The following is a 544-nucleotide window of genomic DNA, read 5'->3' on the forward strand; positions in this document are numbered from 1 at the left end:
CAGTGATGATGTAAATGTCACTGTTCATGTCAATCCAATCGTAGATTTGGGAGCGGATCAGCAGACCTGTGCAGGCAGCAGCATCACATTGGATGCTGGCAATGCGGGAGCAACATATTTATGGAGTACCGGAGAAACTACGCAAACAATTAGTACATCAATTAGTGGTAACTATTCCGTTGTTGTAACCAATGGAAATGGCTGTTCCGCCAGCGATGATGTGAATGTTACTGTTCATGCCAATTCAATCGTAGATTTGGGAGCGGATCAGCAGACCTGTGCAGGCAGCAGCATCACATTGGATGCTGGCAATGCGGGAGCAACATATTTATGGAGTACCGGAGAAACCTCACAGACTATCAATGTATCAACATCAGGAAATTATTCTGTAACAGTAACCAATACCAATGGCTGTTCCGCCAGCGATGATGTGAATGTTACTGTTCATGCCAATCCAATCGTAGATTTAGGAGCGGATCAGCAGACCTGTGCAGGCAGCAGCATCACATTGGATGCCGGCAATGCGGGAGCAACATATTTATGG

General features: G+C 46.0%; 1 protein-coding gene. It reads left to right on the top strand.

Features of this window, described 5'->3' with window-relative positions; translation table 11 throughout:
• The coding region (locus DLK05_RS16895) for a DUF642 domain-containing protein (protein WP_127345106.1) at positions 1 to 544 on the top strand (544 nt) is incomplete at both ends.

This window comes from Ancylomarina longa, assembly GCF_003996985.1.
GTDB lineage: Bacteria > Bacteroidota > Bacteroidia > Bacteroidales > Marinifilaceae > Ancylomarina_A > Ancylomarina_A longa.